Annotated in this window: 17 protein-coding genes; 6 read left to right on the top strand and 11 right to left on the bottom strand. The window is 56.0% G+C overall.

The annotated features are described in order from the left end of the window. Position 1: 1 nt before the first annotated feature. The 3 genes from IEX10_RS15100 to ehuR all read right to left on the bottom strand — a co-directional run bounded on the left by IEX10_RS15100 (position 2) and on the right by ehuR (position 3,262). On the bottom strand, positions 2-631 hold the full coding sequence (locus IEX10_RS15100; protein WP_373287541.1) for a TRAP transporter small permease: 630 nt from the start codon (positions 629-631) through the stop codon (positions 2-4). Between the two features lie 90 nt (positions 632-721). Next, positions 722-1,741 (bottom strand): TRAP transporter substrate-binding protein, encoded by a 1,020-nt coding sequence (locus IEX10_RS15095; RefSeq protein ID WP_188677093.1) that lies wholly within the window; start codon positions 1,739-1,741, stop codon positions 722-724. A gap of 141 nt (positions 1,742-1,882) precedes the next feature. Beyond that, positions 1,883-3,262 carry a MocR-like ectoine utilization transcription factor EhuR gene (gene ehuR / locus IEX10_RS15090; protein WP_188677090.1) on the bottom strand — a complete coding sequence of 460 codons (1,380 nt, stop codon included), beginning with the start codon at positions 3,260-3,262 and terminating at the stop codon, positions 1,883-1,885. Positions 3,263-3,327: 65 nt separating this feature from the next. Between ehuR and IEX10_RS15085 the strand changes: the two genes are divergently transcribed. Next, on the top strand, positions 3,328-3,810 hold the full coding sequence (locus IEX10_RS15085; RefSeq protein ID WP_188677088.1) for an Lrp/AsnC family transcriptional regulator: 483 nt from the start codon (positions 3,328-3,330) through the stop codon (positions 3,808-3,810). 132 nt (positions 3,811-3,942) lie between these two features. Then, complete coding sequence (locus tag IEX10_RS15080) at positions 3,943-5,427, top strand: NAD-dependent succinate-semialdehyde dehydrogenase (protein WP_188677085.1); 1,485 nt, start codon at positions 3,943-3,945, stop codon at positions 5,425-5,427. A gap of 14 nt (positions 5,428-5,441) precedes the next feature. Here the strand turns inward: IEX10_RS15080 and IEX10_RS15075 are convergent, their stop codons facing one another. Genes IEX10_RS15075 through comD form a run of 6 tightly spaced genes read right to left on the bottom strand, consistent with a single transcriptional unit; the run spans position 5,442 to position 10,637 of the window. Continuing rightward, positions 5,442-6,566: an alpha-hydroxy acid oxidase gene (locus IEX10_RS15075; RefSeq protein ID WP_188677083.1), complete on the bottom strand. Its 1,125-nt coding sequence runs from the start codon at positions 6,564-6,566 to the stop codon at positions 5,442-5,444. A 29-nt stretch (positions 6,567-6,595) separates the two neighbouring features. Continuing rightward, positions 6,596-7,045: a tripartite tricarboxylate transporter TctB family protein gene (locus IEX10_RS15070; RefSeq protein ID WP_188677080.1), complete on the bottom strand. Its 450-nt coding sequence runs from the start codon at positions 7,043-7,045 to the stop codon at positions 6,596-6,598. Next, the gene (locus IEX10_RS15065; protein WP_188677077.1) at positions 7,042-8,547 is read right to left on the bottom strand and encodes a tripartite tricarboxylate transporter permease; all 1,506 of its coding nucleotides are present in this window, start codon (positions 8,545-8,547) and stop codon (positions 7,042-7,044) included. Before IEX10_RS15065 ends, IEX10_RS15070 begins: the two co-directional genes overlap by 4 nt. A gap of 24 nt (positions 8,548-8,571) precedes the next feature. Continuing rightward, positions 8,572-9,525, bottom strand: a complete 954-nt coding sequence (locus tag IEX10_RS15060; protein ID WP_188677074.1) for a tripartite tricarboxylate transporter substrate binding protein — start codon at positions 9,523-9,525, stop codon at positions 8,572-8,574. Between the two features lie 45 nt (positions 9,526-9,570). Beyond that, complete coding sequence (comE, locus tag IEX10_RS15055) at positions 9,571-10,134, bottom strand: sulfopyruvate decarboxylase subunit beta (protein ID WP_188677071.1); 564 nt, start codon at positions 10,132-10,134, stop codon at positions 9,571-9,573. Further along, positions 10,131-10,637 (bottom strand): sulfopyruvate decarboxylase subunit alpha, encoded by a 507-nt coding sequence (gene comD / locus IEX10_RS15050; RefSeq protein ID WP_101656034.1) that lies wholly within the window; start codon positions 10,635-10,637, stop codon positions 10,131-10,133. The genes comE and comD overlap by 4 nt, the downstream gene beginning before the upstream one ends. Before the next feature lie 130 nt (positions 10,638-10,767). Between comD and IEX10_RS15045 the strand changes: the two genes are divergently transcribed. The 4 genes from IEX10_RS15045 to IEX10_RS15030 all read left to right on the top strand — a co-directional run bounded on the left by IEX10_RS15045 (position 10,768) and on the right by IEX10_RS15030 (position 15,985). Then, positions 10,768-11,661, top strand: a complete 894-nt coding sequence (locus IEX10_RS15045) for a LysR family transcriptional regulator (protein WP_188677067.1) — start codon at positions 10,768-10,770, stop codon at positions 11,659-11,661. 100 nt (positions 11,662-11,761) lie between these two features. Then, on the top strand, positions 11,762-13,195 hold the full coding sequence (locus tag IEX10_RS15040) for an FAD-binding oxidoreductase (RefSeq protein WP_188677065.1): 1,434 nt from the start codon (positions 11,762-11,764) through the stop codon (positions 13,193-13,195). A 112-nt stretch (positions 13,196-13,307) separates the two neighbouring features. Then, positions 13,308-14,543: a putative DNA modification/repair radical SAM protein gene (locus tag IEX10_RS15035; RefSeq protein WP_188677062.1), complete on the top strand. Its 1,236-nt coding sequence runs from the start codon at positions 13,308-13,310 to the stop codon at positions 14,541-14,543. Next, complete coding sequence (locus tag IEX10_RS15030; RefSeq protein WP_229678576.1) at positions 14,540-15,985, top strand: UdgX family uracil-DNA binding protein; 1,446 nt, start codon at positions 14,540-14,542, stop codon at positions 15,983-15,985. Before IEX10_RS15035 ends, IEX10_RS15030 begins: the two co-directional genes overlap by 4 nt. On the opposite strand, the gene IEX10_RS15025 is transcribed toward IEX10_RS15030, so the two are convergent. Continuing rightward, positions 15,975-17,255 carry an amidohydrolase family protein gene (locus IEX10_RS15025; RefSeq protein WP_188677060.1) on the bottom strand — a complete coding sequence of 427 codons (1,281 nt, stop codon included), beginning with the start codon at positions 17,253-17,255 and terminating at the stop codon, positions 15,975-15,977. The genes IEX10_RS15030 and IEX10_RS15025 overlap by 11 nt on opposite strands. Beyond that, on the bottom strand, positions 17,255-18,199 hold the full coding sequence (locus IEX10_RS15020) for an ABC transporter permease (RefSeq protein WP_188677058.1): 945 nt from the start codon (positions 18,197-18,199) through the stop codon (positions 17,255-17,257). Before IEX10_RS15020 ends, IEX10_RS15025 begins: the two co-directional genes overlap by 1 nt. Positions 18,200-18,201: the final 2 nt, after the last annotated feature.

Here is an 18,201-nt window from a genome sequence, read left to right as displayed (position 1 = left end):
ATCAGATCTCCTGCTCGTTGTCGTCGTAGCCTTCCAGCACGTTGGTGGACAGATAGATGTCCTTCTCAATCATGTTTTTCACAGCCGTTAGAAAGTATTGCAGCCCTGTCATGAAAAAGCCGATGGGCACCCAGACCAGCGGCATCCAGACCGGTATTTGCAGCGCGGGCAACACCCGCCCCCGACCGGCCTGCGTCATCAGATATTGCAGCGCGTACCACGCCAGACCGAACATAAACACGGCCGTCACCAGAGAGATCACGATCATCATCACCTTGCGCAATTTCGGCGGCATGGCGTCGAAAATGGCTGACATACGAATGTGCCGCCCGTGCCGTGCAGCATAGGAAATTCCGGCAAATGTAATCAGGATAATCAGAATACGATTAAGCTCTTCTGAGAAGAAGATCGAACTTTGAAACACAAACCGCCCCACCACGTTGGACATCGTGTTCGCTGCCATCAGCAGAACCCCAGCGGCGAGCATCAGGGATTCAATCCGGCTGATCCCGTTGTCGATGGTTCCAAGAAAGCCCGGCAAGCTGGATTCATAGGCCGTAAGGGGCGCATCATCGAGTCCGGTGGTATCGGTGTTCGATTGTTCCTGCGACCCGTGGTTTGCGTCTGTCACCTTTGGAATCCTTCGTATGAATAACTTAAGTTCGGAAAACAGAACGGTCCCCCAACCATAATCGGGGAACCGTGAAAGCGTAATTAAGGTCTATTTCTTAACGGCTTCCAGATCGGCCTTGAACTGCTCCAGCAGGCCTTTGCCGCTGTCACCTGTCATTTCGATGAAAGCTTCTTCGACCTGCGCAGCCGCATCACGGAAAGGCTGACGCTTTTCGTCTTCCAGCACGGTGATGGTGTAATCCGGCTTGGCCTCCTTGATCCCGTCAATAGAGGCTTGGGTCTGGCCCTTCTGGTACTCAAGAATATACTCGAAAGCTTCATCGGTAGCTTTCTGCACAACCTCTTTATCCGCATCAGACAGACCCTGATAGAAGTCCTGATTGGCCATCACAGCCGTGGTGAAGTTGTTGTGACCGATGTAGGTCAGATGCTCGCTCACCTCATACAGTTTGTTGGACAGGATGTAGAACGTCGGGTTTTCCTGCCCCTGAATGATGCCCGTTTGCAAAGCGCCATACACCTCGCCCCACGGCAGTGGTGTCGGCGTAGCGCCAAAGGCTTTGTAGCTTTCTACCAGCAGCGGATTCGTCATCACGCGCACTTTGACCTGATCGAAATCTTCCGGAGAGCTGATCGGTTCTTGCGTCGTAATACCCACTTCGCCCTCGGGGAACATGGTCAGCAGTTCCAGACCTTGCTCGGCATAAAGCTTCGGGAACATCTCGTTCACGGCTTTGGAGGTCCGGAAGAATTCGAACAGTTCTTCTTCATTGTCAGGTAACAGATACGGCACGAAGAAGACTTGCGCTTCAGGGATCAGTGCGCCGGTGAAACCCGGAGACTGGTCGACAAACTGAAGGATGCCAGCCTGCGCCTGCTCCATGATGTCAGCACTTTCACCAAGTGTGCCATATGGGAACAACTGGATCTCGTGATCGGAATTGGCTTCGATCACCTCCTTGAATTTCTGCGCATATTTGCCCTGAACCTCGTCCATGGCTTCCTCAAACGCATAGCGCCACGTGTCGGCATTCGCGGTGCCCATAGCAGTGATGGATGCAACAGAGGCCACAATGCCCCCCGCGAGAAGATTTTTAAATAGAGACATACAGTCCTCCTTAAACGCGCACAGACACGACCCGAAGACCGTGCTGCACAAATTGTCATGATTAATTAACCATTTCGAACCATGACAATCATGTCAATGCCAGTATTGAACCATGACAATTCCACCCAAGCGCGAGCGGCTTTAACGCGCGTTCAGGGTAGGCTCATCGGCCATAATGCCGGCAATAATGCGGATACCTTGGGAGAAATCAGGGAAACTCAACCCCCCGAGGGCGATACGAATCCCTGTATGATTCTCATGGGGGCCGATGCTGAAACTGGCCCCTGCCGCAACGGCGACACCCATCCGGCGGGCAGTGTCCACAAGATGTTGTTCCTGTTCGATGCAGTCCGTATTCAGCCAAACGTGCAACCCGTTCGGCGCCATTGTATAATCAAGCCCGCGAAACAGGTTTTCTACCACATTGGCGCGATCGGACAGCGCAGATCGCTGCCGTTCCAACAGGTTTTCAGCTGTCCCATCCATAATCCAGCGATAGGCGATTTCCGTCATCAGATTGGTCGCCATCCAGTTCATCACCAGATGCCTGTTTGCGGCGGCCCGTGCCAGATGATCCGGCACCACCAGATAGCCAACCCGCAAGCCTGGCAGGATAGATTTGGTCAGGCTGGTGAAAAACAAAACCCGCTCCGGTGCAAGTGCTGCAAGCGGCGGCGGCCCTTGCAGCAATGGCCCCCAAGCGTGGTTCTCAACAATCAGAATATCAAAGCGGCGTGCAATATCGACAATGCGGGCGCGGCGTTGCGCGGACATGACAAACCCCAGCGGGTTGGTTCCCCCCGGCATTAAATATAGCGCCTTTACAGGTTCTTGCAGGCATCTTCGCTCTAGCGCGTCGGGGCAGATGCCTTCGCTGTCCACATGCACCCCCTCCAGTCGCATTCCCAAATACCGCGTCAGCGACCTTAGGGTGTGATGCCCTACATCTTCGGTCAGTATCAGGTCGCCCGCCTGCGCCGCAGTCATCAGCGCCATGCTCATCGCGCTGGTGCTGCCGTTGGTGACAACGACACCGGAGCTGCCTGTATCCACACCACAAAGCTTCAGCCAGCGCCGCGCGGATTCCGGCTCTTCGTCTTGCAGTTCGTCGGGACGGAACCCCGACAGAACCGCTTGCGGCAAAGATCGGGCCATGCTGCGCAGGACCTTCTCCATCGCAATATCGTGGGTTTGGTCCAGCACCGGTTTGATCAGCGACATATCAAGCACTCTATCGGCGGTTTTGCGGCTTACGAAGGGAACCGGAATATCGTCCTGCGCCCCCCGAACAAAGGTGCCGCGCCCCACTTCGCCAACCACCCTACCCGCCTCGGTCAATTTATCATATGCCCGACTGACGGTTTGCACGCTCAGCTTCAGATCAAAGGCCAGTTTTCGGTGGGGCGGCAGTTGGTCCCCCGGTTTCAGATCGCCGTGCTGGATTGCAAGCTCGATGGCCTGCACCAACGAACGATACGCTGGACGGGTGATGGTTTCGGGATCAGGAAGCCAATTTGTCATGATGCGGGATACTCACTGTAATCAGTACAATTGACAAGCCCTCCCGTCACGCCCATGACTGACACATGAGCTTCACCAAACTTGATAAACGCGATATCGCCATTCTAAAGACCCTTTCGGCAGAGGGGCGGATTTCTAAAACCGCGCTCGCGGATCGGGTCAATCTAAGCGCGACGGCCTGTTGGGACCGGCTGCAACGGCTGGAGTCTTCGGGGCTTATCAAGGGCTACCATGCAGAGGTTGAACTTCGAAAGCTCGCGCCACATGTGACCGTTTTCGTTCTCGCAGAACTGGCCAACCATAACGCCGAGGCCTTCCAGACCTTTGAAGCCATCATAGAAAGCCACCCCGAGATCACCGGATGCTGGGCCTTGGGTGGTGGGTTTGACTATCTGTTACAGGTGATTAGCCGCGATATTGAAAGTTACCAGCAGCTTATCGATACGGTGCTGGAAGAAGATGCAGGGCTTACCCGATATTTCACCTATATTGTGACCAAAGCGGTGAAAAACGCGCCGTTGCCTTTCGACCTTCTGTTTGACACCTGAGCCGAAAAATCACCGCCCGAACATCGGTTTTGGGCGATAAATCATCGGAACTGGCCCGCAAATCCCGAAACACCCTCCCCCGCCTTTCCCCTAATCTGCGCGAAACAGGCCTCTTAGGAAGGATCGGACCCGATGACACAGCATACAACCTGCGCCCCCGCCGGATTTTCAAACCTGAACTGCCCCGCCCTTTGGCGCGAACTGTCCTATGTGGATGGCGCGTGGCAGGCCGGTGTATCTAACGAAGTTTTTGCGGTGACGGACCCAGCTAACGGGCAAACGCTCGGCCAGGTTGCAAAACTTGGTGCGCAGGATGCGCGGGAAGCCGTGAGTGCTGCGCAAGCGACTTTCGCGCAATGGTCAGGACTTCTGCCCCAAGAGCGGTCCCATATTCTGCGCCGCTGGTATGAACTTATGCTCGAACATAAAGAAGACCTCGCGCAGATTATGACAGCCGAGCAAGGCAAGCCGATTTCGGAATCCCGTGGCGAGATCGATTATGCCGCCGCATTCTACGAGTTTTACGCAGAAGAAGCCCGCCGCCCGAATATCGAAGGTGTCACATCTCATTTGCCCGATGCCGAGGTAGAGGTCTGGCGTGAACCTGTTGGCGTTGCTGCTTTGGTGACGCCGTGGAATTTTCCGTCTGCGATGTTGACGCGCAAAGCGGGCGCTGCGCTGGCTGCCGGTTGCACTGTGGTGGCCCATCCATCCGCCGAAACACCGTTTTCCGCACTGGCCCTTGCCGAACTGGGCGAACGGGCCGGACTGCCCAAAGGCGTGTTTAACGTCGTCACAGGCGACGCGGCCGAGATTGTCGGCGCGTGGATGAACGACAACCGCGTGCGGGCGGTTTCCTTCACGGGGTCCACTGAAATCGGGCGCCTGCTTTATTCGCAAGGGGCCGATACGATCAAACGTCTGGTGCTGGAACTGGGCGGACATGCACCGTTTATCATGTTTGACGATGCGGACATGGAACGCGCGGTTGAGGAAGGGATCAAAGCAAAATTTGCCACCTCGGGGCAGGACTGTCTGGGCGCAAACCGGTTTTTCATCGCGAAGGGCTGCTATGACACGTTTTGCGCAGAGTTCACCAAAGCGACCCAAGCACTGCGTGTTGGTGCAGGGATCGACGATCCGGACATCGGACCGCTGATGAATGAAAACGCGGTGGCAAAGCAGGAAGAACAGATCCGCGATGCGCTCGACAAAGGGGCACGGTTACTGTGCGGGGGCAAGCGCCACGAAAAAGGGCTGCTGTTCTTTGAACCGACTGTGCTTGCGGATGTGCCTGCTGATGCGCGCATCATGACCGAGGAAACCTTCGGACCCGTTGCGGCAATCGCGCCTTTCGACACCGAGGAAGAGGTAATCGCGCGGGCCAATGACACGGAATACGGGCTGGTTGCCTATGTTCACAGTCAGGACCCCCGCCGGATTTACCGTGCAAGTCGTGCGCTGCAATTCGGAATGGTGGCGGTGAACCGCACCAAAGTCACCGGCGCACCGATCCCGTTTGGCGGGGTGAAGCAATCCGGTCTGGGTCGGGAAGGATCGCGGCTGGGGCTGGAGGCGTTTACAGATGTGAAATACGTCTGCCGCGATTGGGCGTGATCAAAGGGACATAGTTAGAGCGGTGAGGCGATCACCTCCCGTGTGATCTGCTTTAACTTTCGCAGGCCGAGTTGGGCGAGCGTTATACTGATCTCTTGCGCCAGAACGTCCCGCATCTGGCGCAGGCCGGTCGCACCATTCGCTGCAATTCCATACGAAAACGGGCGGCCTGCAAAAACGAAATCCGCCCCCATCGCGTAGGCTTTGACGATGTCCTCGCCGCTTTGGATGCCGCTGTCATAAAACAGCGGGAACTCCGGCCCCAGTTCGTCGCGGATGGTCTTTAGCGCTTGGATTGCTGGTGGTGCACTGTCAAGCTGGCGGCTGCCGTGGCTTGACACTTGCACCGCATCCACACCGCATTCCTGCGCCCGCTTTGCGTCCCGCGCGTCCATTACGCCTTTCAACACCAGTTTGCCGAACCATTGATCGCGCACCCGTGCCAGCGTGACCCAATCCGCCCCGGCGCGGCTTTCCTCACGGTCAAACTCCCCGAAAGCGCCGCCGAAATTCCCCATCTGTGGTTTGCCCTTCACCAGTTGAGGCAAGGACCACGCGGGATGACAGGCAAAGTCTACAAACTGGCGCGGTCCAATGCGGAAGGGCATTTTGAACCCGCGGCGCAGCTCGCGCGGGCGGCGACCAACTTCTGGCACATCAACGGTCAGCACAAGGGTGTCATAGCCCGCCGCCTTGGCCCGCGCGATCAGCCGATCCGCCGTTTCGGTCGTGCGACTGATATAAAGCTGGAACCAGGCACTGCCTTGTGAGAGTTCCCACATTTCTTCAAGCGAGGTGGAAGCGACCGTGCTGACCCCGACAGGAATGGTATCCTTGGCTGCCATGCGCGCCAGCAAACGATCCGCTGACGGGCTGGAAAGATTGCACATTCCCATCGGCGCAATCCCAAAGGGTACCTTGGTTGTGCTGCCAAACACCTGCCCCGCAATGCTGCGCTCTTCGACGTTATTTAAAACACGCGGTTGCAGTTTGATCCCGTCGAGCGCTGCACGGTTTGTCCGCGCGCCGCATCCCGTCCCTGCCGTGCCGTCAATGTAATCAAACACCATCCAAGGCAACCGACGCTTCGCAATCCTGCGGGCATCTTCAAAGCTGTGAATCGCGTTATCAAAAAACATCACGCATGCGCCTTTCTAACGGTTAGGGCTTAGGGCAGCGGCACGTTCAGAACGAATTTGAACAGGGCGAAGAAACAGACCATGACCACCGCGCCGCTGCTCCAGTAAAGCAGAACCGTGCGAACGGTCCATTTGTCGTGCATGGCAGCGATCAAACCACCGGCAAAGGCGATCACGCCTGCTGGAAGGAACCCGATCAACGGCATGGCAAAACAGGCTGCTAGCATACTGACCACCAACAGGATACGCCGCCACCAACTGCCTGGCCCGAAGCCACCCCGGTCCGTGGGGCGCAGCAAGCGATTTATCAGCGACAGTCCTGCCGTTATAATCAGGATCACCGCCACTGTTTGCGGAAATACCTGACTGTCACGATCCGTATAACTCGCAGCGTCATAAAGGGTTGCCGCCCCGGCCAGCATGAAAAACGCCGATGTCAGCAGGGACCCGATGTGCCCTTGAGAGGTTGAAACGCTCATTCCGTGGCTCCTTCAGTGGCTTTTGCGCGGCGTCTTGCCATAAACACCGGCAGCACCAGCGTGATCAGGGTGAAGGCGATGATCCCTTGAGAAATCGGCCGCCCGAAGAACATCCCTGTCAGATTGTTGGTCGCTGCTCCGATGGTCCAGCCCTGCACGAAACCCTGTTCGGCAATCGGGCCAAGGATCAGGCCGAGCACGATGGGTGAAGCGGCAAATCCAAACCGCGCCACAACCCAGCCGAACACGCCAAGGCACAGCATAATCACCACATCCGAAATACTGTTGCGGATCGCAAAAGTGCCGATGATGGTCATAAAGCCGACTGCCGGAACCAGCACTGCTTTGGGGATGGTGACAATGGACTTATAGGCATAACGCCCGATCAGAAGGCCCGCAGGCAGCATCATAATCGTCGCGATGATCAACCCGTAGATAAAAGTGTAAACGATAGAGCCGCTTTGCTGGAACATAGTCGGACCGGTCCGCACGCCCTGCACCAACAACGCACCAAGCACGATGGCATCAGGGGGGGTGCCGGGAATGCCCAGAACGAGTGTCGGGATGAAACCACCGCCCACAGTGGCATTATTGGCGGATTCCACGGCCATGATTCCGTCGGGTTCGCCCTCGCCAAATTTTTGGTGGGGCTTAGCGCCGCGCTTTACTTCAGAATAGGCAACGAGACCGGCGACCGATCCCCCTGCCCCCGGCAGGATGCCGACCAAAGTGCCGATAATAGAAGAGCGGATCAGGTTGAATTTGGAGCGCATGGCAAGGCCGAATGCCTCTCCGATGCGCACGGATTTTACGTCTTTCTCTACCTTTAGATGCCGGTCCGGTACGGCCACCAGATCTATCAGGACGGGGATGCAATAGAGGCCGATCAAAGTGCCGACCACGCCAAAGCCGCTGATCAGGGTTTGGCTGCCAAAGGTCAGGCGGATGTCAGCGGAAATTTCAGCGACCCCAACCGTGGACAAGATCATCCCGAAAGCCCCGCCAGCTAGTCCTTTCATCAGGTTGCCTGTTGAAAGGGACGCGATCAGGGACAAGCCAAAGACCGACAGCCAGAAATATTCAACAGGGCCAAAAGCCAGCGCGACTTTGGACAGGGGTGGAGCGAGCAACAGTAGCGCAAAGGCCCCGATCAACCCGCCGCAGACCGATGCGAAACAGGCGAGCGCCACGGCAAGGTCTCCGTCACCCCGTTTGGCCATTGGATAACCGTCAAAAGTGGTGGCAATCGCAGAAGGTGTTCCCGGTGTATTTAGAAGAATGGCGGCGTAAGCCCCACCATAAAGGGCACCGGTATAAATCGCCCCCAGCAGGATCAGCGCCGAGGCGGGATCCATGCTGAAGGTGATCGGCACCAGCACCGCCAGTGCCATTGTCGCGGTCAAGCCGGGGATTGATCCAACAATCGTCCCCGCCGCCACACCGAATAAAGCCAAACACAGGTTAAACGGCGTCACGGCGGTTAGAAAATGGTCAAGATTCATAGAAGCCCCCCGGCATGATCTGTCTTATTTGATGAGTCCGGCTTCGCGGGCGTCTTTAAGATACTCTTCTTTACGCTCTGCCATGAAGGCATCCATGCCAGCCGCATCTACGTCAAGAAGGGCAAACCCCGCGTCGAGCATCTTTTGGCGGAAGGCCTCATCAGCGTTCACCGCGCTGATCATATCGGACCACATTTTAGTGGTCTCGTCGCTCGCCGTATTTGGCAGCGCGATCCCGCGATAGGCACCGCCTACCATGTCGTAACCAAGCTCTTTGAAGGTAGGCACATCGGGGAACAGCGGATGGCGTTCTTCCATCGCGACCGCCAGCATACGCACCGCATCGCCTTGCGCTGCACCAACTGTCGTGTAACCCCATTCCGCCTTAACCTGTTTGCCAAGAAGCGCCGTCACAGCCGCGCCGGTCCCTTTGAACGGAACATAGGTGGTCATCGCACCGGTCATTTTGTCAAACTTGATCTGTGCCAGATGGTTCGCACTCGCTTTGCCCGATCCCGAAATCGTCACCTGCCCTGGATTGGCCTTGGCGTCTGCCACCAGATCCTCAAGCGTTTGGTATGGGCTGTCCGCGGTCACGACAATCGCGTCCGGCGTGAAGTGGAACATATGAAAAATGTTAAGATCTTCGGTCTTGAAGCCAACATCTTTTTGGGCCGGTTTGATCACGATATGGGGAAGGTTAACGCCCATGATAGTCTGACCATCACTGCTCAACCCGTTGAGCGAGGCCCAGCCCACGGCACCCCCTCCACCTGGCTGGTAGGATACGACCAGATCCTGACCGAATTTTTCCTTAAAGAACGGCTGTTGCATCCGCGCAGAGATGTCGGATTCACCACCCGGACCAAAGGGGATAACGTAATTTACCGGACCGCTCAGCTCTGCCGATGCGACGGTTGCAAGGCTCGTTACCAGTGCCATTGCGGCACCGACCTTTAGTATGGTTCTTCTCAGCATAATTTTCCTCCCTATTGTGCTGTAAAGCTTAAATCTGTTGTCCTATCAGGTGTTTGCCTCTCGTATTGCTGTCATAAACCTGTCGCGGATCACGACCGGATCCTTAGTAATGACAGGGACCTTGATATTTCCACTTTCACATTTACACACGATGATCGTCATCTTGTCACCCGCAATCGCGTCTCGCATGACGTCCACGCAATCTTCGGCTTGACACTCTATCACGGTTTCACAACCGCAGGCTTTGGCCACTGCCGCCAGAGAGGTTTTCTTCCCTGCATAGGTCGGCTGATCGCCCGTTGACCCATAAGATCCGTTGTCGATGATCAGCAGAATAAAGTTGTCCGCCACGTTATTGGCAATGGTGGGCAGAGTACCAAAATTGGTTAACACCGACCCGTCCCCGTCAATGGAGATCACTTTTTTATCCTGTGCCAAAGCCACGCCAAGCCCGATAGACGAGGACAGCCCCATCGTCCCGAGCATATAGAAATTGGTCGGTTGATCGTCGAGCATATGCAGTTCCTGACTCGGCAGGCCGATATTGCACACGACAAGCTGGTCAGAAATGACGGGAACGAGCTCTTTTAAAATATCAGAACGGATCATTGGTCGCCGTAGCCTCCCCAGAAGGTTGCATCGGTCAGGATTGCCACCGGTTTGTTGCACATGAATGTATATTTAAGGATCGTGTCCAGCTCTTCTGCATCGGATTGCTGGTGGAAATGATAGGTCGGGATATGCAGCTGGTTCAGCAACGCCTTGGTGTGCACAGCCATTTCTACCTGACACGCCACCGGCTCCTTCAGCTCCCCGCGATAGGAAATCAACATCGGCAGCGGCATGCGATAAAATTGGGTGAGCGTAACGAGCGTATTTACAGTCACACCAATCGCAGTGTTCTGCATGATAATCGCCGATCGCTTGCCCCCCATAAAGGCGCCTGCACAGATCCCGATACCTTCGTCCTCTTTATTGCTCGGAATGTGATAGATATCCTTGCAGGCGTCGATCTCATCAATTACCCCTGCTAGTTGTTTACACGGAACGGTCGTCACCAATTCGATGTCGTTGTTCACGAAATCCGCGACGATCTTTTTGTCTATATCCACGGTATGATCCCAAAAGTTACATTTCCCAACTACCGTTGTTGTAAAGCTGAATTAAATCAAATCATTAATATTTGCGTTTAAGTAAAGCATCTGTTTATGTACAGCAAATCCCTTATTGCGAAAGCATCCGATGACCATCTCCCTGTTCAAAACCCTGATCGCCATTTCCGAACACGGCAGCTTTAGCGCCGCCGCCGAAAAGATTTGCGTCACCCACGCAGCTGTCGGCCAGCAGATGAAGCGGCTTGAGGATTCGTTGAACGTGTCGCTGTTTGACCGCTCTGCCAAAACTCCGCGCCTGAACCAGTTGGGTAAGGCGCTGGTCCCAAAGGCCAAGGCCGTAGTGGTGGAATATGATACGATCCTTCACGATCTGACTGGCGATCCCCGCATGATCGGGGAGTTGGTTCTTGGGGCTGTGCCCTCTTCCATTCGCGGGTTAATCCCGCAGGCGATGAAGCGATTGGTTCAGCTCTATCCCGATTTGCACATCCGCGTGGTGCCAGACCTGTCGCCCAACCTTTTGGAACAGATCGAACGAGGCACGCTGGATGCCGCCGTGCTGAGCGAGCCGACACGCTTGGCCCGCAATCTCGATTGGAAACCTTTCGTGCGCGAGGAACTGGTTTTGTTGACCTCGCCCGAAGTGACTGAAGACGACCCTTTCGAAATCCTCGCCAAAAAACCCTACATCCGCCACACGCGGCAAGCCTCTGTCGGGATGCTGGCAGAAGAATGGCTGTCTGACAACAAGGTGACAGTCCATGACGCGATGGAGATGGGGTCGCTTGAAAATCTTGCCAGTATGATTGCCCATGACCTCGGAGTTTCAATCGGGCCGAATATCTGCGTGCCCGACCCTATCTTTGAAGGGCTGCGGAAAATCCCGCTCGGCCCCACCGCGACGGCGCGGACCTTGGGCATTCTGACACGCACCGATTGTTCTAAAATCCAGCTGGTGCAGCGGTTGTATGATCAGGTTCATTGTACAATCGAAGACAATCACCCTGGACGGGCGTTGTAAAATTCTCTTTACCTAGAATAAAAATCATATGATTTGCGCAAGGAAAACTTTCGGATAGTTTTGGTGCAACCTAAGATATTTGCAGGACAATCGCCCCCCAATGACAGCCGGTTTTAATCCTCCCGCCCCACAGGCCTTGGCCGCATTAAAAGACATCGTCGGGGACAATGGCTGGAAAGCCGGCGCGGATATGGAGCGCTACTTTGAAGATCCGCGTGGACGGTTTACGGGTTTGGCAACGCTCGTGCTCATGCCGGATAGCGTAGAGATGGTTTCCCGAATTGTGCGGTATTGCGCAGGCGCGAAAATCGGGATCATCCCGTATGGCGGCGGAACGGGTGTCGTAGCCGGACAGCTCTCGCCTGACAGCGCCGACGCTGTAATTGTATCGCTGGAACGCATGAACAAAGTCCGCGAAGTGTCTGTAGAAGATGGGGTTTTAGTGGCGGAGGCCGGATGTATCCTGCAAGATATTCACGACTGTGCCGCACGTGAGAAAATGATTTTCCCTTTAAGCATGGCCTCTAAGGGCAGCTGTTGCATTGGCGGCAACCTCGCCACCAATGCGGGCGGGATACAAGTGCTGCGTCATGGCAACGCGCGTGATTTGTGTCTTGGGGTTGAGGCTGTGTTGCCGGATGGCTCGATCCTTCACGAACTCAGCCCTTTGCGCAAAAACAACACCGGTTACGATCTGCGCCACCTGCTGATCGGAAGTGAAGGCACGCTTGGGATCATAACCGCGGCAAGCCTCATTTTAAAACCGCAAGACCCCGAGTCCGTAACTGTATTCTGTGCCATTCGGGATCATTCCGATGGCGTAACCCTTTACAAGAATCTGCGGGCCGCATTGGGCGAATCTCTCTCCGCTTTCGAATTAATGAGCGGCTTCGGCGTCGATCTGGTGCGCAGCCATTTCCCCAAACTTCCCGCCCCCTTCGCACAAAAGCACCCATGGCATCTGTTGCTGCAGTTCGACGGACCAACAGGTCTGGCCGACACCGTAGAACAGGTGCTTGGGAAAATGTTTGAAGATAATCTTCTGATTGATGCCGTAATCGCCCAGTCCGAAACCCAGTCTGAAGACCTTTGGGCCTTGCGGGAAAACACGCCCGAGGCGAACCGGATGGCAGGTGCCTTTTGCAGCAGCGACACCTCGGTCCCTATTCGCAAGATTGGTGTTTTTGTGAATGAAACCAACGCCGCGCTGCGCGACATTCATGCAGGGTTGCGGATCAACACCTACGGACATATCGGGGATGGGAATATCCATCATAACGTGTTCGCCCCCGAAGGTACCCCGAAGGCAGAATTCATCCAAAGCCATCCCGACATCATTGATGCGGTGCGGATGGCGATCAATGAAGTGACCCACCGGAACGGCGGTTCGATCAGCGCAGAGCACGGCATCGGCCGTCTGAAAACCGCCGACCTTGAGGTTTATGCAAGCACCGCAAAACAGGCCGCTCTGCGCAGTATCAAGGCGGCACTTGATCCTGATAACATCATGAACCCCGGCACACTACTGCGCTAAATCACCTTCGCCCGCCTGCTGCCTTAACGTCATCGGCGAATTTTCACCGGCGCAAGCACGCTATGCGGGTGTTCCTATTGTTTTCACGCCGACAGGAACGTATAGTGAACACATGAGCACACGATCTATAGAATCCAAACTTGCCATCCTTAGCGATGCCGCGAAATATGATGCCTCCTGCGCCTCTTCTGGGTCCACCAGACGGGACTCCCGCGATGGGAAAGGGCTTGGCTCCAATGGCGGCAGCGGAATTTGTCACGCTTATGCGCCTGACGGTAGATGTATTTCGCTTTTGAAAATCTTGATGACGAATTTCTGCATTTATGACTGCGCCTATTGCGTAAACCGCGTGTCGTCAAACGTGGAACGCGCGCGCTTTACGGTGGATGAAGTTGTTAAGCTAACTATCGAATTTTACCGTAGAAATTATATCGAAGGCCTGTTCCTGTCGTCCGGTATTATCCGCTCCCCTGACGTGACGATGTCCGAAATGGTGCAGATCGCCCGCAAACTGCGGCATGAGGAAAATTTCCGCGGGTATATCCATCTCAAAACCATACCCGATGCCGCGCCGGAACTGATAGAGGAAGCAGGACTGCTTGCGGATCGCTTGTCGATTAACGTGGAACTGCCTACAGATTCAGCTGTGACCCAATACGCGCCGGAAAAAGATCCCGCGCAGATCCGCAAGGCAATGGGGCATGTCCGTTTGCGTAAAGAAGTCAGCAAAGATAAATCCCATACGGGCAAGCGCCCGCCGAAGTTCGCGCCTGCAGGGCAATCGACACAAGTCATCGTCGGGGCAGATGCGTCCAACGATGCGACAATCCTTGGCCAGTCCACGCGGCTTTATTCCAGCTACGGCTTGAAGCGGGTGTATTATTCCGCTTTCTCGCCCATTCCCGACAGCTCGAAAAATCTGCCGTTGATCCGCCCGCCCCTGCAACGGGAACACCGGCTTTATCAGGCGGACTGGCTGCTGCGGTTCTACGGGTTTGAATTGGACGAAATTACTGATGTGACCAAGGACGGAAATCTGGAACTGGATTATGATCCGAAGCTGGCTTGGGCGCTGGCCCATCGCGGGTTGTTTCCACTCGACGTGAATAAGGCCAGTCGGGAGCTGTTGTTACGGGTGCCGGGCTTTGGCGTGCGCACGGTCAATCGCATTCTTTCCACAAGGCGTCACCGCAGTCTGCGGTATGAAGATCTAACCCGCATGGGCATCTCCATGAAGAAAGCGCGCTCGTTTGTGACAGCCACTGGTTGGTCGCCCAACAAACTGATCGACAGCGCGGATTTGCGCGCGCGGTTTGCCCCCCCGCCAGTGCAGTTGAGCCTGTTATGACAATCCGGATGACCATGCCGATGATCGGCGCGGCACAGGCATGGCGGGATGCGGCGCGGGGTTTGATCAACGCGAACATTCCGCCTTGCGATGTCAGTTGGGGGGATGAAACCACCCCCGCCGGTCTGTGGGACTCTGCGCCGCCGCCCCAAACGGATACGGTTCTGACGGTTCCAAAAGAGTTCATCTCTCTCGCCCGTTCCGTGGTTTGGCACAGTGATCCCTCCCGCTTTGCGCTTCTTTATCGTGTGTTGTGGCGGCTGCGTGACATGCCCCATCTGCTGAGCGATCGGGCTGATCCCGAACTGGCGCAATTGCGGCGGATGGAAAAGAACGTGCACCGCTGTCAGCATAAGATGAAGGCTTTTGTGCGCTTCCGCGAGATCGGTTCACCCGATGATCCCCGCCGTTCTTTCGCAGCATGGTTTGAGCCGAGCCACTTTACAGTTGAACCAACTTCCACATTTTTCGCGCGGCGTTTTGGCGATATGGACTGGCGCATCATTACGCCCAGCGTCACCGCTAATTTCGTCAACGGAGAGATCAGTTTTAGTGCAGGACAGTCCAAGCCACCCCTGCCTGAAGACGCGAGCGAGCAGCTTTGGACGACCTATTTTCGCAATATTTTCAATCCGGCACGGGTGAAAGTGAAAGCGATGCAATCGGAGATGCCAAAGAAGTACTGGAAGAACATGCCCGAGGCGGCTGCAATCCCCGACCTGATCGCGTCAGCCCCTGCCCGCGTGCGCGCCATGAACGAGGCAGCCCCCTCCCTGCCGCCGCTTCGTGTTGAAAAGGTGCAACAACAACTGGCGCGTCTGCCGGAGTCTGTCTGGTCCGGCGATGCCGATGCGCTGCGTGCCGAGTTCTCTGCCTGTACCCGCTGTCCGCTGCATTGCAACGCCACACAAGCGGTCCCCGGCGAAGGGCCGATGGGTGCGTCTTTGATGATTGTCGGCGAACAACCCGGCGATACCGAAGATCTTGCGGGGAGACCATTCGTCGGTCCAGCGGGCAAACTGTTCGATCAAATATGTGCAGAAGCAGGTGTGGACCGCGACAAAGCCTATGTCACCAACGCGGTGAAACATTTCAAATTCAAACCCCGTGGCAAGCGCCGGATACACCAACAGCCGAGCACGACCGAAGTGGAGCAATGCAAATGGTGGCTTGATGCGGAGCGCACGGCCGTGCAACCCCGCGTAATCCTTGCGATGGGGGCGAGCGCGGCGCTGTCCCTTACCGGCAATGGTAAGAACATCGGACAGCGGCGTGGCAAGGTCCACCAGTTGGACGACGGAACACCGGTGGTGTTGACGTTCCATCCATCCTATCTGCTGCGGTTGCAAGATCCCGCCGCGCGGCAAGCGGCAACAGATTTGCTACGGGCAGATCTGGCGCGCGCCAATCAGCTTGCACAGGATCTTACGATCAGGGTTTGACCTGATGCCGGCGGCGTACACGTCCGGGCCGCCCCGCGATGGAAAGGCTCGCATCTGCGCGCGGGGTGCGGCTGATCACCCGCCCTTTAGACACCACACACAACCGCGCCGCCCGTAATCGCAGCGCCTCTATCGGGTTGGACGCATCCAGCACCACAAGCGAGGCTTGCGCCCCAACCCGCAATCCGTAATCTTGCAAGCCAAGGGTCTTGGCGTTGTTTGCAGTCACCATATCGAAACAGGTGCGCATTTCATCGGGACTGGTCATTTGCGCCACATGCAATCCCATGAAGGCCACATCCAGCATGTCCGCAGTGCCCAAGGAATACCAAGGGTCAAGCACACAATCCTGTCCCCAGCCAACATTGATCCCCATTGCCAACATTTCCTTCACCCGCGTCAGGCCCCGCCGTTTCGGGAAGCTGTCGTGACGCCCCTGAATGACGATGTTAATCAGAGGGTTCGGAATGGCGCTGATTTCTGCTTCAGCCACCATCGGCAACAGTTTGGAAACATAGTAGTTATCCATAGAGTGCATCGAGGTCAGGTGCGATCCGGCAACCCGCCCCTGCAACCCGAGCCGCGTGGTTTCATAAGCCAGCGTTTCGATGTGGCGCGACATTGGGTCGTCGGTTTCATCGCAATGCATATCTACCTGCAAACCACGTTCGGCGGCGATTTCGCAAAGTTCCTTCACGGATGCAGCACCATCTGCCATCGTGCGTTCAAAGTGGGGAATGCCCCCAACCACATCCACACCCATATCCAAAGCGCGGATCGTATTTTCCCGCGCGGTGGGATCACGATAGAAGCCATCCTGAGGGAAAGCAACGAGTTGCAGGTCAATGTAATCTTTAACCTTTGCGCGAACGTCCAGCATGGCTTCCACACCGAGCAAACGGTCATCACATGTGTCCACATGGCTACGGATTGACAGCAAACCCATGCTCGCCGCCCAGTCGCAATATTCCAGCGCGCGCGTGACCATATCGTCCTGCGTGACGATCTCTTTCAGCTCCCCCCAAAGGCCGATGCCTTCCAGCAGGGTGCCAGATTCATTGATCCGCGGCAGACCGTAGGACAGAGTCGCGTCCATGTGGAAATGCGGATCGACAAAGGGCGGTGACACAAGATCACCCTGCGCCTCTACGGTTTCTGCGGCTTCGGCCCCGTCGAGCGGTTCGATCGCTGCAATCAACCCGTCGCGTATGCCGATATCAGCCACCTGCCCGTTAGGAAGATTGCCCCCTTTTACGATCAGATCAAACATCAGCGTTCTCCTTTATTGAACGGCACCATCAGGGCGGCGGGAACTTCGGCGCGGCGTGACATCACGACAAGCGCAAGAATGGAAAGGATATAAGGCATCATCAGGAAGATTTGATAGGGTATTTCTGCCCCAATTTCAGTTTGTTGTACCCTGATCTGCAAGGCGTCGAAAGCGGCAAACAAGACCGCGCCAAGCAGCGCTTTACCTGGTCGCCAAGACCCGAAGACAACAAGCGCAATACAAATCCAGCCGCGTCCGTTCACCATTTCAAAGAAGAAACTGTCGAACGCGGACATGGTCAGGAATGCGCCCCCCATTGCCATAAACCCGCTGCCCACAATCACCGCCCCCATGCGGATCGCCGTCACAGACAGACCCTGCGCCGCCACCGCCGAAGGGTTCTCCCCGACGGCGCGTACCGCTAGACCCAATGGCGTGCGATAGAGCACGATGGCAACCGCAGCCACCAACAGGAATGCGAAATAAGTGAAGGGTGTTTGCGCGAATAATGCCTCTCCGACGAAAGGAATCTCCGAGAGGAGCGGAACTTCATACGGTTGGAAGGCGGCAATTTTTGGCGGGCTGGTCACTTCGGGCAAGGCCAAGCGATAGGCGTAATACGTTGCCGACGTGGCCAGAAGCGTTACGCCCAGACCGACCACATGTTGGGACAATCCAAAGGGGACTGTGAGCGTGCTGTGCAACAGGCCAAAGACCATGCCCACAGCAAAAGCCACGGCAACCCCGACCCAAAGACCGGTTCCCGAATAGACCGCCATCCAGCCTGCAAAAGCGCCGACGACCATGATGCCTTCGATCCCGAGGTTCAACACCCCTGCCCTTTCGCAGATCAACTCTCCCATGGTGGCAAGGATCAGCGGAGTTGCAATTCGGATGGCGGCGGCCCAAAAACTGGCGGTGAAGAGTATTTCGATAATGTCCATAA

The organism is Neptunicoccus cionae (genome assembly GCF_014643735.1).
GTDB classification, from domain to species: domain Bacteria; phylum Pseudomonadota; class Alphaproteobacteria; order Rhodobacterales; family Rhodobacteraceae; genus Amylibacter; species Amylibacter cionae.
This window is presented reverse-complemented; position numbering and strand designations above follow the sequence as displayed.